This window comes from Enterocloster aldenensis, assembly GCF_003434055.1.
GTDB lineage: Bacteria > Bacillota > Clostridia > Lachnospirales > Lachnospiraceae > Enterocloster > Enterocloster aldenensis.
Genome location: NZ_QVEX01000004.1, coordinates 328,906 through 346,793 on the forward strand (window position 1 = coordinate 328,906; position 17,888 = coordinate 346,793).

The 17,888-nt window shown below is 52.8% G+C and carries 19 protein-coding genes; 15 read left to right on the top strand and 4 right to left on the bottom strand.

Annotated elements, in window-relative coordinates; genetic code table 11:
• The first annotated feature begins 17 nt into the window (after positions 1-17).
• The 7 genes from DWX59_RS11595 (at position 18) to DWX59_RS11625 (ending at position 7,099) form a co-directional block, all read left to right on the top strand.
• Positions 18-452 (top strand): PTS sugar transporter subunit IIA domain-containing protein, encoded by a 435-nt coding sequence (locus DWX59_RS11595; RefSeq protein ID WP_117559180.1) that lies wholly within the window; start codon positions 18-20, stop codon positions 450-452.
• A gap of 41 nt (positions 453-493) precedes the next feature.
• Complete coding sequence (locus DWX59_RS11600) at positions 494-1,684, top strand: glycoside hydrolase family 88 protein (RefSeq protein WP_117559182.1); 1,191 nt, start codon at positions 494-496, stop codon at positions 1,682-1,684.
• A 21-nt stretch (positions 1,685-1,705) separates the two neighbouring features.
• On the top strand, positions 1,706-2,197 hold the full coding sequence (locus tag DWX59_RS11605) for a PTS sugar transporter subunit IIB (RefSeq protein ID WP_117559184.1): 492 nt from the start codon (positions 1,706-1,708) through the stop codon (positions 2,195-2,197).
• 30 nt (positions 2,198-2,227) lie between these two features.
• Entirely contained in the window at positions 2,228-3,016 is a 789-nt protein-coding gene (locus tag DWX59_RS11610) for a PTS mannose/fructose/sorbose/N-acetylgalactosamine transporter subunit IIC (protein WP_117559186.1), read from the top strand.
• Positions 3,006-3,815: a PTS system mannose/fructose/sorbose family transporter subunit IID gene (locus DWX59_RS11615; protein ID WP_117559188.1), complete on the top strand. Its 810-nt coding sequence runs from the start codon at positions 3,006-3,008 to the stop codon at positions 3,813-3,815. The genes DWX59_RS11610 and DWX59_RS11615 overlap by 11 nt, the downstream gene beginning before the upstream one ends.
• Before the next feature lie 217 nt (positions 3,816-4,032).
• Positions 4,033-6,042 (top strand): heparinase II/III family protein, encoded by a 2,010-nt coding sequence (locus tag DWX59_RS11620; protein WP_117559190.1) that lies wholly within the window; start codon positions 4,033-4,035, stop codon positions 6,040-6,042.
• A 52-nt stretch (positions 6,043-6,094) separates the two neighbouring features.
• On the top strand, positions 6,095-7,099 hold the full coding sequence (locus tag DWX59_RS11625; protein WP_117559192.1) for a LacI family DNA-binding transcriptional regulator: 1,005 nt from the start codon (positions 6,095-6,097) through the stop codon (positions 7,097-7,099).
• A gap of 113 nt (positions 7,100-7,212) precedes the next feature.
• Here the strand turns inward: DWX59_RS11625 and DWX59_RS11630 are convergent, their stop codons facing one another.
• The 3 genes from DWX59_RS11630 to DWX59_RS11640 form a co-directional block, all read right to left on the bottom strand.
• Entirely contained in the window at positions 7,213-7,731 is a 519-nt protein-coding gene (locus tag DWX59_RS11630) for an ECF transporter S component (RefSeq protein ID WP_117559194.1), read from the bottom strand.
• 110 nt (positions 7,732-7,841) lie between these two features.
• Positions 7,842-8,489: an HAD family hydrolase gene (locus DWX59_RS11635; protein ID WP_117559196.1), complete on the bottom strand. Its 648-nt coding sequence runs from the start codon at positions 8,487-8,489 to the stop codon at positions 7,842-7,844.
• Positions 8,490-8,539: 50 nt separating this feature from the next.
• Positions 8,540-9,514: an ROK family protein gene (locus DWX59_RS11640; protein ID WP_117559198.1), complete on the bottom strand. Its 975-nt coding sequence runs from the start codon at positions 9,512-9,514 to the stop codon at positions 8,540-8,542.
• 208 nt (positions 9,515-9,722) lie between these two features.
• Between DWX59_RS11640 and DWX59_RS11645 the strand changes: the two genes are divergently transcribed.
• Both DWX59_RS11645 and DWX59_RS11650 read left to right on the top strand, forming a co-directional pair.
• Positions 9,723-10,667 carry an AEC family transporter gene (locus DWX59_RS11645; protein WP_117559200.1) on the top strand — a complete coding sequence of 315 codons (945 nt, stop codon included), beginning with the start codon at positions 9,723-9,725 and terminating at the stop codon, positions 10,665-10,667.
• 16 nt (positions 10,668-10,683) lie between these two features.
• The gene (locus DWX59_RS11650) at positions 10,684-11,550 is read left to right on the top strand and encodes a DMT family transporter (RefSeq protein WP_117559202.1); all 867 of its coding nucleotides are present in this window, start codon (positions 10,684-10,686) and stop codon (positions 11,548-11,550) included.
• A gap of 19 nt (positions 11,551-11,569) precedes the next feature.
• On the opposite strand, the gene DWX59_RS11655 is transcribed toward DWX59_RS11650, so the two are convergent.
• Positions 11,570-12,583 (bottom strand): asparaginase, encoded by a 1,014-nt coding sequence (locus DWX59_RS11655; RefSeq protein WP_117559204.1) that lies wholly within the window; start codon positions 12,581-12,583, stop codon positions 11,570-11,572.
• 229 nt (positions 12,584-12,812) lie between these two features.
• On the opposite strand from DWX59_RS11655, the gene DWX59_RS11660 reads away from it, so the two are divergent.
• The 6 genes from DWX59_RS11660 to DWX59_RS11685 all read left to right on the top strand — a co-directional run bounded on the left by DWX59_RS11660 (position 12,813) and on the right by DWX59_RS11685 (position 17,771).
• The gene (locus DWX59_RS11660) at positions 12,813-13,271 is read left to right on the top strand and encodes an NfeD family protein (protein WP_117559206.1); all 459 of its coding nucleotides are present in this window, start codon (positions 12,813-12,815) and stop codon (positions 13,269-13,271) included.
• 26 nt (positions 13,272-13,297) lie between these two features.
• Positions 13,298-14,248: an SPFH domain-containing protein gene (locus DWX59_RS11665; RefSeq protein ID WP_117559208.1), complete on the top strand. Its 951-nt coding sequence runs from the start codon at positions 13,298-13,300 to the stop codon at positions 14,246-14,248.
• A gap of 125 nt (positions 14,249-14,373) precedes the next feature.
• Positions 14,374-15,759, top strand: coding sequence for an MATE family efflux transporter (locus DWX59_RS11670; protein ID WP_117559210.1), 1,386 nt, complete (start codon positions 14,374-14,376; stop codon positions 15,757-15,759).
• A gap of 50 nt (positions 15,760-15,809) precedes the next feature.
• Positions 15,810-15,992 (top strand): HPr family phosphocarrier protein, encoded by a 183-nt coding sequence (locus DWX59_RS11675; protein ID WP_117559212.1) that lies wholly within the window; start codon positions 15,810-15,812, stop codon positions 15,990-15,992.
• Between the two features lie 255 nt (positions 15,993-16,247).
• Positions 16,248-17,084 (top strand): NAD(+) diphosphatase, encoded by an 837-nt coding sequence (gene nudC / locus DWX59_RS11680; RefSeq protein WP_117559214.1) that lies wholly within the window; start codon positions 16,248-16,250, stop codon positions 17,082-17,084.
• Between the two features lie 18 nt (positions 17,085-17,102).
• Positions 17,103-17,771 (top strand): HAD family hydrolase, encoded by a 669-nt coding sequence (locus DWX59_RS11685; protein ID WP_117559216.1) that lies wholly within the window; start codon positions 17,103-17,105, stop codon positions 17,769-17,771.
• The last annotated feature ends 117 nt before the right edge of the window (positions 17,772-17,888 follow it).

Sequence of the window (17,888 nt, forward strand, 5' to 3'; positions counted from 1 at the left end):
AAGAAGGGAGTAAACAGATGACAGGAATCATTGTAACGGGCCATGGACACTTCCCCACAGGGATATTAAGCGCCATCGCCTTGGTGGCGGGAAAGCCGGAGAACACGGCCGGGGTGGACTTTAAGGAGGGATGCAGTTCATCTGATTTAAAAGAGGCCATGAAACTGGCAATGGAATCCCTTGAGGGGGAGGAGGTCCTGATTCTGGCCGACCTGGTGGGCGGGACGCCTTTCAACGTTGCGGCGGCCCTGAAGCAGGAGTGTACGGACAGGCGGATAAAGGTCATGGCAGGCGTGAACATGGCATCCCTGGTGGAAGCCGTATTTTCCAGACCCATGTACGGGCTTGATGGGCTGGCGGCGGCAGTGCTCACAGCAGGCAGGGAAGGGATTAAGGACCTGGACGGCCTGGGCAGTGAGGAGGAAGGGCCGGAGTTTGAAGACGGACTGTAGACGGATGTGGTATGATAATAAAAGGACGAGGTAAGGGAGACATGATAAAAAAAATACATGTGGAACCAATCAGGAAAAAGGACATCTACCTTGGGGGCAGCCTGCTCACCAAGAGGGAAGTGGAGTCTGCCATTGAGGATGTGGTAAGGCAGGTGCGCTGCAATATGAAGTACTTTGGGACAAAGTTCCCGTCCTCAGCGGCCAAGGACCAGACATACGGCATCATTGAAAACATCGAGTGGACCGACGGCTTCTGGACCGGGCTTTTGTGGCTGTGTTACGAGTACACAGGGGACCAGGAATTCAGGCAGCTGGCGCAACAGAATGTTTCCTCGTTCCTGAACCGGGTAGAAAAACGCATTGAACTGGACCACCACGACCTGGGATTCCTTTACTGCCTTTCCTGTGTGGCAGGGTATAAACTGACCGGCTCCAAGGACGCCAGGAAGGCAGGCCTCCTGGCAGCGGATAAACTGATGGAGCGTTTCCAGGAAAAAGGGGGATTCATCCAGGCATGGGGAGAACTGGGGGCCAGGGACAATTACCGGCTGATCATTGACTGCCTGTTAAATATCCCGCTGCTGTACTGGGCCGCAAAGGTGACAGGGGACCATACATATAAAGATGCGGCTGTACGCCATTATGAAACCGCATGCAATCATGTAATCCGCCAGGACGCCTCTGCCTACCATACGTTTTATTTTGACCCGGAAACAGGAAAACCCATAAAGGGCGTTACCAGGCAGGGATACAGCGATGATTCGGCCTGGGCCAGGGGCCAGGCCTGGGGGGTATACGGAATCCCCCTGAATTACAGGTATACAAGGGATGACAGCGCCTTTAACCTGTTTGAGGGCATGACCAACTACTTCTTAAACCGTCTGCCTGAGGACGATGTGTGCTACTGGGACCTGATATTCACGGATGGTGACTGCCAGCCCAGGGATTCATCCGCAGCAGCCGTGGCCGTGTGCGGCATCCACGAGATGCTTAAGTACCTTCCTGAGGTGCACCCGGACAAGGAGACCTATCAATACGCCATGCACCGCATCCTCCGCTCCCTGATGGAGGGGTACGCCAACCCGGATATAAAGGAAGGCGCGCCGGTGCTTCTCCACGGCGTGTACTCCTGGCATTCAGGCAAAGGCGTGGACGAGGGGAATATATGGGGAGACTATTATTATATGGAAGCGCTGATGCGTTTTTATAAAGACTGGAACTTATATTGGTAAGCATACAAGGAGGAAAACATAATGCCAGTACCGAATATCGTAGCATTCAGAATTGACGAAAGGCTGATCCACGGACAGGGACAGCTCTGGATTAAGGCCCTGGGGGTCAACACGGTGATTGTGGCCAATGACTCGGCCAGTGAGGACGCCATGCAGCAGACCCTGATGAAGGCCGTGGTTCCAAAGACCATTGCCATGCGCTTCTTTTCCATCCAGCACACCTGTGATGTAATCATGAAGGCATCCCCCAGGCAGACCATCTTCATTGTGTGCAAGACAACAGAAGATGCCCTTAAGCTGGTGGCGGGAGGCGTTCCCGTGAAGGAAATCAACGTGGGCAATATCCACCATGCCCCGGGCAAGGAAGACATAAGCAAATACATTGCCCTGGGAGAGGAGGACAAGGCGGCCCTCAGGGAAATGCGGGATAAATATGGAATCACGTTTAATACGAAAACCACTGCGTCCGGCGATGAGGTTGCCGCAAAAGTGGATTTAAATAAATACTTATAATAAAAAGGGAGTATAAAGGAGGGAATCATCGTGACAATCAGTATGTTTCAATGTTTGCTTATCGGTTTATGGACAGCGTTCTGTCTTGCAGGTATGCTGTTTGGCATCTACACCAACAGGTGCCTTGTGATGGCGGCGGGCGTGGGCCTGATACTGGGGGACCTGCCCACCGGGCTTGCCATGGGAGCTGTGGGGGAACTGGCATTCATGGGCTTTGGCGTGTCCCAGGGCGGTTCCGTGCCGCCTAACCCAATGGGGCCCGGCATTGTGGGAACCATCATCGCCATTACCATGAAGGACTCAGGCATCGATGTGGGCTCTGCCCTGGCCCTTTCATTTCCGTTTGCAGTGGCGTTCCAGTTTGTGATTACGGCCACCTATACATTTGCCACCACACTGACCGGCTTTGCCTACAAGGCGCTGGACAAAAAGGATTTCAGGGGCTTCCGCATTGCGGCCAATGCAACGGTGTGCATATTCGCGGCCGTTGGTTTCATCATTGGGTTCGGAGGCGCATTCAGCTCCGAAGGCCTTTCAAAAATCATTTCCCTGATTCCGGCCTGGCTCAGCGACGGTTTGGGCGTGGCGGGGAAAATGCTTCCTGCCATCGGTTTTGCCATGATCCTCAATGTAATGGCTAAAAAGGAACTGATACCATTCGTGCTGCTGGGTTATATTGCTATCGCCTACCTGAACCTTCCGGTCATGGGCGTTGCAGTGATTGGCACCGCAATCGCATTACTTGTATTCTTTCACGCAGGCAAAGGCGCAGGCGAAACTGTAGAAGAAGTGGAGGTTGAATTTGAAGATGGCATCTAATCAGTTGGAGAAAAAAGATTATTTAAAAACATCCCTGCGGGCGTATTTCCTGCAGAACGGTTTTAACTACGGCAATTACCAGGGCCTTGGATATGCCAATGTGCTGTATCCCTCCCTTCGCAAGATGTATAAGGACGATGATGACAAGCTCCAGGAGGCATTAAAGGAAAACATTGAGTTCTTCAACACCAACATCCATTTCCTTCCGTTCATAACAAGCCTGCACCTGGTGATGCTGGAGAACAGGACCCCATCCAGTGAAATCCGCAACATCAAGATGGCCCTTATGGGGCCCCTGGCCGGAATCGGCGATTCCCTGGCCCAGTTCTGCCTGGCGCCCCTGTTTGCAACCATCGGCGCATCCCTGGCCATGGACGGCCTGATCATGGGACCCATCCTGTTCTTTGTGGCCATGAACGTAATCCTTCTGGCGGCCAAGGTGCTTACAGGCATGTGGGGATACAAGCTGGGAACCAACATCATCGCAACCCTCAGCAGCAAGATGGAACAGATATCCAATGTGGCCAGCATGATTGGCGTAACCGTCATATCCGGCCTGGCTGTGAATTTTGTGAAGATCGCAACCCCCATACAATATGTGGCCAGCATGCCCGGCGACCAGCAGAAAGTAGTGGCAATCCAGGAAATGATTGACGCAATTGCCCCAAGGCTGCTGCCTGTGCTGTTCACAGGACTGATATTCTACCTGATTAAGGTAAAGAAGTGGACTACCTACAAGCTGGTTATCTTAACCATTGTGATTGGCGTGGTGCTTTCACTGCTGCACATCATTGCATGATGCGGCAATGCCAAAAGGCAGATGGCGGGAATGGATTTTCAGACACGCCCCATGAGCAAAACCCCCGGCAGTTTGATCTGACCGGGGGTTTGTTCCTATCTGACAGCCGGACGGCGGCATCCGGCAGTTGTCCGGCCTAAGACGTCCGGTCTAAGCTGTCCGGCCTAAGCCGTCCGGTCACAGTTCATGCCAAACCATAAAAAATAGGAGGACGACAATGAAACAGGACCGATTTACCGCCCTTAAGGAGCGGACCCGCGGATATATGCAACAATATGACCCTGCCTTTGTGACGGAATACATGCGCCGGCAGTGTCCTTTGGAGGCAGGACAGGTAATCGCCCAGGCGGACCGCCTGATGGGACAGACCTTTACCTTTGAGGACAGGTGGGATATGGAACCATGCGCCGTTCCATATACACTGAAGGAAATGATTTGGGATTACAGCCCCAACCAGGACCCGGAATGGATATTCATGCTGAACCGCCATGAATACCTTCACAAACTTCTGCTGGCATACCGCCTCACAGGAAAACAGGCATATATAGAAAAGCTGGAGTGGTATATGGAACACTGGATCACATCCAATCCAATCCTTCCCGAGGGCACCGTGACCACCCGTTCCATTGACACGGGAATCCGGTGCATGAGCTGGCAGTTCCTTCTGATCCATCTCATAGGGGAAGGGCTTATGGGGCAGCAGGAGGCGGAGAGGATACTGGACAGCATGAGGAGCCAGTTTTCCTATATGAGGAATGGATATATAGGGAAATACACCCTCAGCAACTGGGGACTGCTCCAGACCGCAGCCATCTGCCACGGCTTTTTGTGGTTCGGGGAATACCTGCCAGGGGACGGGCTGATGGAGTGGGCGTGGAACGAGCTTGAAAACCAGCTGGCGCTTCAGGTCCTGCCGGATGGTTCCCATTGGGAGCAGTCCATGATGTACCATATGGAAGTGCTTCTGTCCTGCATGAAACTTCTGGCTTATTGGAACGGGGATGTGCCAAAAGACAGGACGTGGCTGCTGGAAAAAACAGCGGATATGAGCCGGTATGCGATGTATGCGGCCGGACCGGACCATTGCCAGATTGCCCAGTGCGACAGCGATATAACGGATGTGAGGGATGTGCTGACAAAAGCAGCTGTATTGACAGGGGACGGGCGGTTCCGGTTTGCAGGATTTGAGTCCATGGACCTGGACAGCGCCTGGCTTTTGGGGCGGAATGGAATCTGCAGATATGGGCGGCAGAAGCCCCGGAGGCCGGAGTTTAAGAACCTGCACGCCGAGGATACGGGAAATGTCTATGTGAGGAACAGCTGGTCTGAGGACAGCCATTTTACCTATCTTACATGCGGTCCCCTGGGCAGCGGTCATGGACATGCGGACCTGACCCACATTTCCCTGTACTATAAGGGCAGGCCGTTCCTGGTGGACAGCGGAAGATACTCTTATATGGAAGAAGAACCTCTGCGCCCTGCCTTAAAAAGCGCCCAGGCCCATAATGTATGTGTGGTTGACGGCGAGTCCCAAGGAATCCCCAATGGCTCCTGGGGGTATGATTCATATGGGGAATGCCTGAAAACATATTACAGGGAACAGGGGCCGGTGCAGTACTGCGAGATGGCATATCATGGCACGCTGTCATCAGGGCAGGATTGCCTTGTCATCCGCCGCGTCCTCATGGCCGACCCTGGAATCTGGCTGATTGTAAACGACATCGGGTGCAGGGGCAGACATGTGGTGCAGGAGTATTACCATATGGACCCCCGTGTAAAGGCCGTGCAGGGGACGCAGGGCATGGAAGGAGGATGGACCCTTTGTTCCGGGAACATCAGCCTGAACCTTCTGGGACAAACCGGTTTCATGGAGGAGCCGTGCATGATATCCGAAACATATAACCAGCTCCTGCCCAGTTCCTGCCTGGTAAAGGAAAACCGGTTCACGGACCGGCATACGGACTGGACCTGCCTGGCCGGAGGGGATGTGGCGATGGGCAGCGCGCCCGTGTATCAGTATGGCAGGCCGCAGCCGGTAACTGAAACAGAGGTGGTATCAAGGACGTTTGCCATATCACCCTCTGAATCCTGGGTGTTCCTCATATGGAACCAGGAGACCTTTAAAGGCGGTAAAATGTATCTCTGTAATGGGATTCCTATATATGCAAAGGCAGCGGCCCTTCACTGCAGGAATGGGAATACCACACTTTACCGATTGAGAAATTAATGGTATAGTTATAAAAGTTATAAATCCTTTGATCTGGGTGGTGGAGGTTTGTATGAAGAAACTGACAATTAATGAGATTGCTGAACGGGCGGGCGTATCCAAGACAACGGTATCCTTCTATCTGAATGGCAAGACCAACAAGATGTCCGAAGAGACAAAACAGAGGATACAGCATATCATTAATGAGACAGGATATGAACCCAACGCAGCGGCCAGGGCCATGAAGGCCAAGAGCAGCGGGCTCATAGGCGTGATTCTTGGGGACAGTTCGGACGCCTACTGCGCCAGGGCCTTAAAGGGAATCGAGGACGCGGCCAGCGCCCAGGGATATCAGATCATGATGGGGAACAGCGGCCTTGCCTTCCAACAGGAAAAGGATTATGTGGAGCGTATGTTAAAGCTGGGCGCGGAAGGCTTCATCATCCAGTCCACTTACCGGTTCGGCATGCTGGCAGGCGATTTGGAGAAAAAGAAAAAACCCATTGTCTACCTGGATGCAAAACCCTATGATTTTAAGGGAAGATATGTAAAAAGCAATAATTATGACTGCGTCTACCAGGTCATTACCGAGTGCATAAAAAAAGGATATGAGGATTTCCTGATGATATCCGATGGGGAGGCGGCAATCAGCGTGGGCTTTGAGAACACCCAGGGATATAAAGACGCCCTTCAGGATGCGTGCAGGGACGGCGGCACCCAGTATCTGCAGGATGGGGTCAAGTCGGCCCAGGTATATGGGATGCTGAAGGAAAAGGTGGATTTAAGCAGAAAGACCCTGATTTACGTGGCCAGTCCGGGCCAGCTTCAGGTGGTATACCAGGCAATCCGCAATTATCCGGACTATATGGGCCTGTTCCCGGACACCTTGGGCCTGGTGGGCTTTGACGTGGAGGGCTGGACCAGGATGACCACGCCCGCCATATCGGCAATCATCACCCCTGCTTATCAGGAAGGGGTCAGGGCCATGGAAGAGCTGGTGGATGTGCTGGACGGTAAGAAGCGTGAAGGCGATGTGGTTTTTAAGAATATTGTTAAATGGAGGGAGACAACCCTCTGAATATGCGGCTGTGTGCGGCGGGACGGATGGTATGGCATGAATCCGTCCCGCCGCCGTCCGCTGGTAAGATGCAGGAATTGCAGCCGATGCAGGGATTGCTGCCTGCCTGCTCCTTAGGCAGCCATGGCTGTTTCAAGGGGCCGGCGAAGCACCGGATAAAGAGCGCATGCGATGATCAGCCCGCCAGCGCCCTGGACCAGGTTGGAAGGAACGCTGGCCAGGGCTGCTCCTAATCCGTAGAGGAATATTTCGCAGAAGAAATATCCTCCTGCCACCAGCGCCATGTCAATCACGCCGCAGGCAGCGGCGGCAAGGTAACCGTGCTTTCCCTGGGCCGTAACGCTGCGGTAAAGATGGCTGCAGGAAAATGCCACCAGTCCTTTTATGATGAATGTAATGGGTACATAAATAAAATACCCTCCCAATAGGTCCGCCATGCAGGAACCGATCCCGGCTGCCAGAAATGCCTCGGCAGGCCCCATGAAGATCCCGCAGAGGATGACAACTGCGTCGCCGGGATGGATATAACCGCCCGTGGCAGGGGTGGGGATGCGGATTGACATGGTGGCCACACAGGCCAGGGCGGCAAAGAGGGCACACATGACAAGTTTTTTTGTTGATAAGCGTTCCATAATACAGATACCTCCTTTTTGTTTACTGGTACCTACTATAATGGAAAAGTGGACTGAGCAAAATATCCAGTTGATGATATTTTGACCAGTCCACTTTTGCTGAACAGATCCTAGTCAGGGCATCCGTCCCGGAACCATTTTTCCATGTCCCCCGGCGACACGAAACGGAAGGTGGAAGGGATGCCGTCCGGATTATGGCAGCCCCACAGGGCCAGGGCGCTGTCCGTGCCGGCGGATTGGGCGCATTCCATGTCATAGACACTATCCCCCACATAGAGCACCTGGGATGGAAGGAGGTCATTCATCCATAAATATGCATTCATGGGTTCGGGGCCGGGTTTGTGATGGACCGTATCATCTGCCGTGATCACACATTGGAAATATCCCCCAATTCCGAAGGGAATGAAGGTGGTCTCATATTGGCGGGCGGTCTTGGAGGTTATGATGCCCAGGCCATGGCCCTGGGTCTTTAGATACTCCAGCAAAGGCAGGATGCCTTCATAAACATAGGCCGTGTGCTGATAGGCGTTCATATATTTTTCCCACAAAGGATAAATCTTAAATATTAATTCCGGGGATTGGATGCCAAGGACCTCAAAGGCCTTCATGCCAGGAATGCCAAGCACCGGCGTCAGCTGCCCCACCTCCCGGTGCTCCCCGGTCACTTCCCTGAGGGCTTTCTGCAGGCTGTGGAGTACGGCGGCCGTGGTATCAATCAGCGTGTTGTCAATATCAAATACAATATGTGGATATCTCATAGGAACCTCCTTAAGTGAAACAATGGTTGACGGTATGGATCTGGCCCGGTTCAGGAATGCCTTCGGGCCACGGCAAACAGTCCGTTTTCATAATCCTCCTGGTAACTGCGGGACAGTTCAATGGCCGGCAGGGCCTTGGCCGGCATAAGGGCGGCGCAGCTGCGCCGTATCTGGTCCAGCTTTCCTTCCAGGAGAGGGTGCCAGTACAGGACAATCATGGCCGGATTGACGGTAAACGTATAAATCTGGATCAGCCTGGTATAAAGCTCTGTTACATCCATGGTTTTGGGATGGCGTCCCAGCTCTTCCCAATACGGTTCCATGAAGGGAAGGAAGGCGGGTTCGCAGAAACCGGAAGTACCGGCCCAAAGCCTGTTGTCAATCACCATGCCTCCTCCCATGCCGCAGCTGCCCATGTACAGGGTGATGAGGGAATCGGCCCTGAAGCGGTAGCTGTTCCAGCAGCCCATGGTCAGATAGTTCATATCATTGTCCAATACCACGGGAACGGGGGTGAGGGATTTAAAATGTTCCGTCAGGTTAATGCCGTGCAGGCATGGGAAGGATCCGGATTCCTCCACCATGCCCCGGCTGACCAGGGCGGCAATCCCCACTGCGGCAGCCTTAAGCTGTCCGTACCTTCCTGCAATGTCAAGGATAAGGCGGTCCAGCTTTTCAAGGGAAAAGCCCTGGAATGAAACCTCTGCCTGCTCCACGGTTTCTTTATCCAGGTTTTTAAGGCTCCAGCGCATGTGCCCGTCCTCCACCTGAATCAGAAGAAAGAGGCGGTAATCCGGGTTCAGCCGGTAGTGACATGGGCACCTCCCGCCGGTGGAAGTGCCCATGCCCTGGGTAAGGACTTCGCCGCTGGCGCCAAGCTCCTCTAACAGGCGGGTGACCGTGGGGAAACTGAGCCCCAGCTGCCGGGCCACCTGGCTTTTTGAGACCGGACCCTCCTGCTCCATGAATGCCCGGATCCGTTCTGTGTTAATCTGTTTGATTGATACGGAATCTTCTGTTTTCATCTAAAACCCCCTTTGGGTGGAGATATTAATATGCTTTTTAATATAATATTAATAAGTTGATTCCATTAAAACACAAAATGTCAGGAAAGTCAACTGCCAGGTGAAATATTTCCGCCCCAGGCCAGGGGGCGTTTGAAAGTCTTGACAAATAAAACAGGAACGTATATTGTTACAGGGATAGTGGACAAAAGAGTGGAGGCATACAGATGTGGAAAACCTGATATTCAGCTTAAATGCAACAATTCCGATTTTTATACTGATGGTGCTGGGGGTATTATTCAGGAAGGCGGGACTGATGGACGGCCCTTTTGTGGACCGGATGAACCAGTTCGTGTTTAAGGCCGCGCTTCCGGTCCTGCTGTTTGAAGATCTGGCCAATTCTGATTTTTCCCATGTCTGGGATACAAGATTCGTGCTGTTCTGTTTTGGGGTTACCCTGATTGGGATTGTCCTGGCGGCATGTATCTCCATGATGCTTAAGGATAAGGGGCTTCGGGGGGAATTCATCCAGGCGTCCTACCGCAGCAGCGCAGCCCTTTTGGGGATTGCGTTCATTAAGAATATTTACGGAAACGCAGGCATGGCCCCGCTTATGATTATAGGGAGCGTTCCCCTTTACAATACGATGGCGGTCCTGATATTGTCCTTCACAAGACCTGGTCAGGGGAAAATGGACGGACAGGTCCTTTTACGCACGGTCCGCGGCGTCTGCACCAACCCGATCATCCTGGGAATCCTGGCCGGCATGCTGTGGTCCGTCACAGGCATCCCGCAGCCTGCGGTCATGGAAAAAACCGTGTCAAGCCTGGCGGCCGTGGCCACTCCCCTGGGCCTTATGGCCATGGGCGCGTCCTTTGACTGGGAAAAGGCCCTCAGAGCCATGGGACCGGCCCTCTGGGCGTCAGCCATCAAACTCCTGGGACTGACCGCTGTTTTCCTGCCCGTGGCTGTGATGGCCGGGTTCCGCAATGAACAGCTGGTTGCAATCCTGGTGATGCTGGGATCCGCAACCACGGTGAGCTGCTTTGTCATGGCCAGGAACATGGGACATGAAGGTGTCCTTACATCCAGCATCGTGGCGCTTACCACCTGCGGCAGCGCTTTTACACTGACCTTATGGCTTTATGTCATCCGGTCCATGGGGCTGATATGATGAAAGGGGAATCTGTATGAAGGCAAGATTTGAGATTGTATTTTCCATGGCGGCATTTGGCACCATTGCGGTGTTTGTAAGGAACATAGGCCTGCCTTCCGGGGAAGTGGCGCTGTACCGGGCGGTCATTGCTGCCCTGGCCCTGTTCCTGTGGCAGCTGTGTACCCGTCAGACCGTCAGATGGCAGGATGTGAAAAAAGAGCTGCCCCTGCTGTTTGTATCAGGGGCAGCCATGAGCGTGAACTGGATCCTGTTGTTTGAAGCTTATAAGTATACCACGGTAGCCATGGCAACCCTGAGCTATTATTTCGCACCGGTCATCGTGACAGTGGCAAGCACGGTTTTATTCAGGGAAGGGCTGACAGCAAAGCAGATATCCTGCTTTGTCATGTCCACCCTGGGTCTGGTCATGGTCATCGGGGTCAGCGGCGGGGGCGGCAGCCATGACCTGCTTGGGATCCTGCTGGGGCTGGGGGCCGCGGTATTCTACGCGGCCGTGGTCCTGATAAACAAGGGCATCCGGCGCGTATCCGGCCTGAACCGGACCTTTATGCAGTTCCTGGCAGCCATATTGGTAATGACGCCGTACATATCCATGACAGGCGGTTCCCATCTGGCTGGACTTGACATGACAGGCGCCGTGAACCTGATGGTGGTAGGGGTATTCCATACCGGAATCTGTTATTGCATGTATTTCTCCTCCCTGCGGTATCTGAAGGGGCAGGAGGCGTCCATATTAAGCTACATTGACCCGGTGGTGGCGGTCATCCTATCCGTGGCAGTGCTCCATGAGCCGGTATCGCCCCTTCAGGCCGCCGGGGGATTCATGATCCTCGGGTTTACTGTCCTGAACGAGTGGGACGGCGCAGCGCTGCGCAGATGACAGGGATCCGGCCGGCCATTCAGTGCTGGCCGTTGTTCCAGAGCACGTCCCGGTTGATCGTCCCATAGAACAGCCTTCGTATTTCATCCGGATCCCTGGTCTGTCCAAGAATCCACATGGTTTTGGTGACCACTGCCTCCAGGGTCATGTCGTAAGCCTCCAGAAGGCCGAATTCCTGTTTGATATTCCGCCCCACCTCGTATACGGACATATTGCTGCCCTCGTTGGTGACCTGGGTGGTCATAATCACGGTTTTGCCGCGGCCTGTCCAGTGTCCGATGGCACGGTAGTAATCGCCCTTCTCATAGGAGGGAAGGCCGCCCACGCCAAAGGATTCTATGATAAGGGCGTCAAAGTGCCCGGCCATATAGTCCAGAAGGGACGTATCCGTGGAAGGAATCAGCTTCATGAGGCCTACATTGGAATCCAGTCCGTGGAAGAACCTGACCGGTTCCGTGTTCCTGTCCTTGTCATCCAGATAGAATATGACATGGTCGTCCTGGATGACGGCCACATTGGGGAAGTTGATGCTGGAAAATGCATGATAGCTTTTGGTGCGCTCCTTTTTCCCCCTGGTGCCGGCAATGACTTTTCCGTCAAACACGATATTCACATCATGGGCCCTGGGGTCGGAGGCAAAGCGCAGGCTGTCGGCCAGATTGGTCCGGGCGTCCGTGTTCTCCATATCAATGGGTCTTTGGGAGCCGGTAATCACAATGGGCTTCCTGGAATGCTGGATCAGGTAGGACAGGGCGGCTGCGGTATAGGCCATGGTGTCCGTGCCGTGGGTGATTACGAAACCGTCATACCGGTCGTAATGGGCTTCAATGGCAGATGCGATGGTCAGCCAGTGGGACGGCTGGATGTTGGTGCTGTCAATGTTCAGGATCTGGATGGTATCAATCTGGCAGTAGGTCCTGCTGTCAGGCACATAAGACAGGATTTCCTCCGATGTGATGACCGGCTTTAAGCCGTTTTCCGTGCGCTTGCAGGCAATGGTCCCTCCGGTGCCCAGCATGAGGATGCGTTTCATGGTCATGTCCCTCTTTTCTTTTGTTTTCCATAGTATATCCCTAAATTAAAAACATATAATAATTAACTGTAACAGGTTTCCTGTTCTGTTTACAATTATATTAAGAATAATATAAATTTACAATCCCTTGATTGCTTTTAGGCGTATCTATGATAGAATATCAGTATAACCAATTTTCTCCAGAGTCACTGTACCTGTTGGCAAACAAACTCTAAGAAGGGGGATTCATATGTCTGTTGCGTGGCTTATAGCATTTGTTGTATTTCTGGTAGTGGAGGGCATGACTGCATCCCTTACCAGCATCTGGTTTGCAGGAGGGGCGCTGGCCGCCCTGGTGGTGCAGGTCTGCGGAGCGCCTTTAAGGCCCCAGCTTGCGGTGTTTGTAATTGTTTCATTCGTACTGTTCATGATGGTGCGTCCGTTTACAACCAGGTATCTTCACAGGAAAAAGACAGATACCAATGTGGACAGTTTTGCCGGCCGCAAGGCAGTTGTGAAGGAACGGATTAATAACGAGGCCGGTACCGGATCAGCCATATTGGCTGGCGAGACCTGGCTTGCAAGGGCGGCCGGGGAAGGAGAGGTATTTGAACCCAATACGGTTGTGGTCATAACAGCTGTCAGCGGTGCAAAACTGATTGTAAAGGCTGCTGAGCCGGAACATAAAGTGGAAAATAAAACAAACTAAAGGACAACAACTTAAGGAGGAGTAATATGTTTGGTGCAATCGGAGGTTTTCTCGTTTTTATCATCATCGCTGTCATTATCCTGTTCATCCTGTCCTCGTGCATCCGGATCGTACCCCAGGCACAGGCGCTGGTGGTGGAACGTCTTGGCGCGTATCAGGGCACATATGGCGTGGGAATCCATTTCCTGATCCCGTTTTTTGACCGGGTTGCCAAGAAGGTGAACCTGAAGGAACAGGTGGAGGACTTCCCGCCCCAGCCTGTCATTACCAAGGATAACGTAACCATGCAGATTGACACCGTGGTATTCTTCTATATAACGGATCCCAAGATGTATGCTTATGGCGTGGAACGCCCGCTGCTGGCCATTGAGAACCTGACAGCCACCACCCTGCGTAATATCATTGGTGATCTGGAGCTGGATCAGACACTGACATCCAGGGAAACCATTAACGCCAAAATGCAGGAGTCCCTGGATATTGCCACGGATCCCTGGGGCATCAAGGTGACCAGGGTGGAGCTTAAGAATATCATCCCGCCCGCGGCCATCCAGGAAGCCATGGAAAAGCAGATGAAGGCAGAGCGTGAACGCCGTGAATCCATCCTCAGGGCCGAGGGCGAGAAGAAGTCCATGGTCCTGGTGGCAGAGGGACACAAGGAATCCGCGGTACTGAACGCGGAAGGCGAAAAGAGGGCTGCCATCCTCGCGGCAGAGGCAGAGAAGGAAAAGAAAATCAGGGAGGCGGAAGGCCAGGCAGAAGCCATCCGTTCCGTGCAGCAGGCAACAGCTGACGGTATCCGCTATATCAAGGAAGCGGGCGCGGACAATGCCGTGCTCCAGTTAAAGAGTCTGGAAGCCTTCCAGGCAGCTGCCAACGGTAAGGCCAACAAGATCATCATCCCTTCGGATATCCAGGGGATTGCGGGGCTGGTGAAGTCCATTGCCGAGGTTGCGGCAAAGGATGAGGCCGCGGAATAAATTCCGGTAGACAAAAATGGAAATATGATATAAGATGAGAATTGACAGTAGTGCCCATCAGCGTATTTTGACTGATGGGTGCTATTTTATCTGAAATAAAGAATATGATTGGGTGAGGTTGGGTTATGGAGGGAGAAGTTGTAAAAAAGAACCGGATTACGGAAGGGAGCATATTCGGACAGCTGCTGCTGTTCTTTTTCCCCATATTGTTCGGGACGTTTTTCCAGCAGCTTTATAATACGGCGGATGCCATGGTGGTGGGGCGGTTCGTGGGAAAACAGGCCCTGGCCGCGGTGGGCGGCAGCACCAGTACCCTGATCAATCTCCTAGTGGGCTTTTTTGTGGGGCTGTCCAGCGGCGCCACGGTTGTCATATCGCAGTTTTACGGCGCCAGGAAAGCGGATAAGGTCCATTGGGCCGTCCATACTTCCATTGCATTTTCCATAATCGGCGGCATTGCCTTCATGATCATAGGGCTGGCGGGATCCCCGTGGGCCCTGGAAGCCATGAAGACGCCGGAGGACGTGATGGGGCATTCGGTTGTCTACATAAGGATTTATTTCCTGGGCATCATTGTGAACCTGATTTATAACATGGGAGCCGGGATCCTGCGTGCGGTGGGGGATTCCAGGCGGCCCCTGTACTTCCTGATAGCCAGCTGCTTTACCAATATAGCCCTGGACATACTGCTGGTAGCGGTCCTGGGCATGGGGGTGGCGGGCGCTGCCATTGCAACCATCTCATCCCAGCTGTTAAGCGCCATCCTGGTGGTGCGCGCCCTGATGAAGACCGATGACATGTATAAGCTTGAATGGAACAAGGTCCGTATTGACCGCAGGATGCTTCAGCGCATTGTGCGCATCGGCATACCGGCCGGCATGCAGTCCGTCATGTACAATATTTCCAATGTCATCATCCAGGCCGGGGTGAACACCCTTGGCACGGACAATGTAACGGCCTGGGCCACTTACGGCAAAGTGGACGGCCTGTATTGGATGATGATCAATGCCCTGGGCATATCGGTCACCACCTTTGTGGGCCAGAACTATGGCGCCGGGCGCATGGACCGGGTGCGCAAGGGGGCCGGCGCATGCATGATGATCGGCGTGGTGCTTACCGCGTCCGTGGGAGTCCTTTTATATAACGGAGGCTATCTTCTGGTGGAATTGTTTACCACGGACCAGCAGGTGCAGGCCATCAGTATGGACCTGCTGCATTTCATGGTCCCCACCTTCATCACGTATATTGCCATTGAAATCCTCTCCGGGACCCTCAGGGGCGTGGGGGATGCCTGGGTCCCGCTGGTCCTTACCGGTATCGGCGTGTGCGCGGTAAGGGTGCTCTGGATCATGTTCGTGCTTCCGAAGTACCACACGATTATCGGGGCAGCCTTCTGTTATCCCCTGACCTGGAGCCTGACCACCATTGCTTTTGTGGTTTATTACTATTTCTTCAGCAGTCTCAGGCGGTGGGAGATAAAACCGTTGTTTAAAAAGAACCGGTGTGTATAGGCGTTCCTGATTTGGGAAAACTTTCTGTATAATTAACAGGAGGTGCCCGTATGACGACAAGAGAAGTTACATTTGATTCAATAGAGGAAGTGAAAAAATTCGTGAACCAGGTGGAGCAGTATCCCCAGGACGTGGATGTGTGCTGCGGAAGCTGTATGGTGGATGGCAAGTCCATCCTTGGAATCCTGAGCCTGGGAATACGCAAGAAGCTGAATGTGGTGATACATGACTGAAGGGAGAACCAAAAGACGGGGACGGTGCTGGCTGCAGGACGGCTTTTAAGGGCTTTTTTGCAGGGCGCCTATATTCCTGCCCCATGGCGTGTCGGAAAGCAATCTTCAGACACGCCCTGACGCAGGAGTACCCATGTTTTTTTGTAACAGTTCAGACGGCGGGAACCAAGATATAAATCCAAATTTACATCAATGCTTTCATGTGGTACAATAGATTCCATATCTTCAGGAAAGATGAAAGGACGATGACATAAGATGATTCAGGATATTGCGCCGCATACATACGATCCTGTTTTTAGGAATAAGGAACCTGAGGACCGGGATTACGTGCTGCATTATGAGTATAATAAGGTGATGCTTATGAGACAGGGGGACGGGATGGCCCTTCCTACCTTTGAAGACCTGAAAGAGGATGTCAGGGGGATTAAGTCTGGGGCACAGTATCTGTTTTCCATTGATGACAGGGCCTATTACTGTGTAACGGATATGGATGTGCCGGAGTTTGGCGGGTTTAATCTGGAACCCCTCACGGTTTTCCGCAGTCTGGAGCCTTTGCATCAGGCTTTTGCGGGTATTACCGGAAGCCAGCTGTACCGGTGGAGACAGAGCCGGCAGTTCTGCGGCCATTGCGGGGTGAGGATGGAACCCAGCACCAGGGAACGGGCCATGGTGTGTCCGGAATGCGGGCAGACAGAGTATCCTAAAATCAGCCCGGCCGTGATTGTTGCAATTACCAATGGGGATAAGCTGCTTATGTCCAGATATGCAAGGGGAACCTACAGGAATTATGCCCTGATTGCAGGATTTGTGGAGATAGGCGAGACCTTTGAGGATTGTGTGCGCAGGGAAGTCATGGAGGAAGTGGGGCTTAAAGTTAAGAACATACGCTATTACAAAAGCCAGCCCTGGGCGTTTTCAGATACGGAGATGATTGGATTTACAGCGGAACTGGACGGTGATGATACCATACGCCTGGAGGAGGAGGAACTTTGTGAAGCCGGGTGGTTCACAAGGGACGAGATAGTGGAATACGGTCCTTATATCAGCGTGGGACATGAGATGATGAAGGCCTTTAAGGATGGCAGGATATGAAAGGAATGTGTTGATTTTATGAATCAGAAGGATTATATATTGTTTGATCTGGACGGAACCCTGACTGACCCAAAGGAGGGGATAACCAAGTCAGTGCGCCATGCACTGAACCACTATGGAATCCAGGTGGATGATCTGGATAACCTGACTCCGTTCATAGGGCCTCCCCTCACAGACAGCTATAAGAAATATTATGGTTTTTCGGATGAACAGGCATGGGAAGGGGTTTTGGTATACCGGGAATATTTCAGTGAGAGGGGATGGCATGAGAATAAGGAGTATCCCGGCATTAAGGAAATGCTGGATGCCCTCAAAGCGGCCGGAAAGGTGCTGTTGGTGGCAACCTCCAAGCCCGAGGTGTTTGCCAGGAAAATTCTGGAGTACTTTGGCATGGCGGGATATTTTGACTTTATTGGCGGCGCCGATATGGGCGAGACCCGGGTGCGCAAGGCGGATGTAATCCGGTATGTCCTTGAACAGTACGGGCTTGACGCCTCCCCGGAGACCCTGGCACGCTGCGTGATGGTGGGGGACCGGGAACATGATGTGCTGGGCGCCAGGGAATGCGGCATGGACTGCGTGGGCGTCCTTTACGGATACGGCGACAGGCGGGAGATGGATGGGTGCCGGCCGGCCTGGACAGCGGATACGGTGGATGAATTAAAGGATTTACTTTTGATATTATAACCTGAACTCATAATAACCATTCCTATTATGCAATTGACAAATAGAACAATGGTTGCTATGATTGAAATTACTATTAAGAAGGTCCACGATGGAAAACATTGTGGAAAAGTAAGGAAG

Coding starts and splice junctions, on each gene's coding strand:
- DWX59_RS11595 (WP_117559180.1), top strand. CDS start 18: ATGACAGGAATCATTGTAACGGGCCATGGACACTTCCCCACAGGGATA.
- DWX59_RS11600 (WP_117559182.1), top strand. CDS start 494: ATGATAAAAAAAATACATGTGGAACCAATCAGGAAAAAGGACATCTAC.
- DWX59_RS11605 (WP_117559184.1), top strand. CDS start 1,706: ATGCCAGTACCGAATATCGTAGCATTCAGAATTGACGAAAGGCTGATC.
- DWX59_RS11615 (WP_117559188.1), top strand. CDS start 3,006: ATGGCATCTAATCAGTTGGAGAAAAAAGATTATTTAAAAACATCCCTG.
- DWX59_RS11620 (WP_117559190.1), top strand. CDS start 4,033: ATGAAACAGGACCGATTTACCGCCCTTAAGGAGCGGACCCGCGGATAT.
- DWX59_RS11625 (WP_117559192.1), top strand. CDS start 6,095: ATGAAGAAACTGACAATTAATGAGATTGCTGAACGGGCGGGCGTATCC.
- DWX59_RS11630 (WP_117559194.1), bottom strand. CDS start 7,731: ATGGAACGCTTATCAACAAAAAAACTTGTCATGTGTGCCCTCTTTGCC.
- DWX59_RS11635 (WP_117559196.1), bottom strand. CDS start 8,489: ATGAGATATCCACATATTGTATTTGATATTGACAACACGCTGATTGAT.
- DWX59_RS11640 (WP_117559198.1), bottom strand. CDS start 9,514: ATGAAAACAGAAGATTCCGTATCAATCAAACAGATTAACACAGAACGG.
- DWX59_RS11650 (WP_117559202.1), top strand. CDS start 10,684: ATGAAGGCAAGATTTGAGATTGTATTTTCCATGGCGGCATTTGGCACC.
- DWX59_RS11655 (WP_117559204.1), bottom strand. CDS start 12,583: ATGAAACGCATCCTCATGCTGGGCACCGGAGGGACCATTGCCTGCAAG.
- DWX59_RS11660 (WP_117559206.1), top strand. CDS start 12,813: ATGTCTGTTGCGTGGCTTATAGCATTTGTTGTATTTCTGGTAGTGGAG.
- DWX59_RS11665 (WP_117559208.1), top strand. CDS start 13,298: ATGTTTGGTGCAATCGGAGGTTTTCTCGTTTTTATCATCATCGCTGTC.
- DWX59_RS11670 (WP_117559210.1), top strand. CDS start 14,374: ATGGAGGGAGAAGTTGTAAAAAAGAACCGGATTACGGAAGGGAGCATA.
- DWX59_RS11675 (WP_117559212.1), top strand. CDS start 15,810: ATGACGACAAGAGAAGTTACATTTGATTCAATAGAGGAAGTGAAAAAA.
- nudC (WP_117559214.1), top strand. CDS start 16,248: ATGATTCAGGATATTGCGCCGCATACATACGATCCTGTTTTTAGGAAT.
- DWX59_RS11685 (WP_117559216.1), top strand. CDS start 17,103: ATGAATCAGAAGGATTATATATTGTTTGATCTGGACGGAACCCTGACT.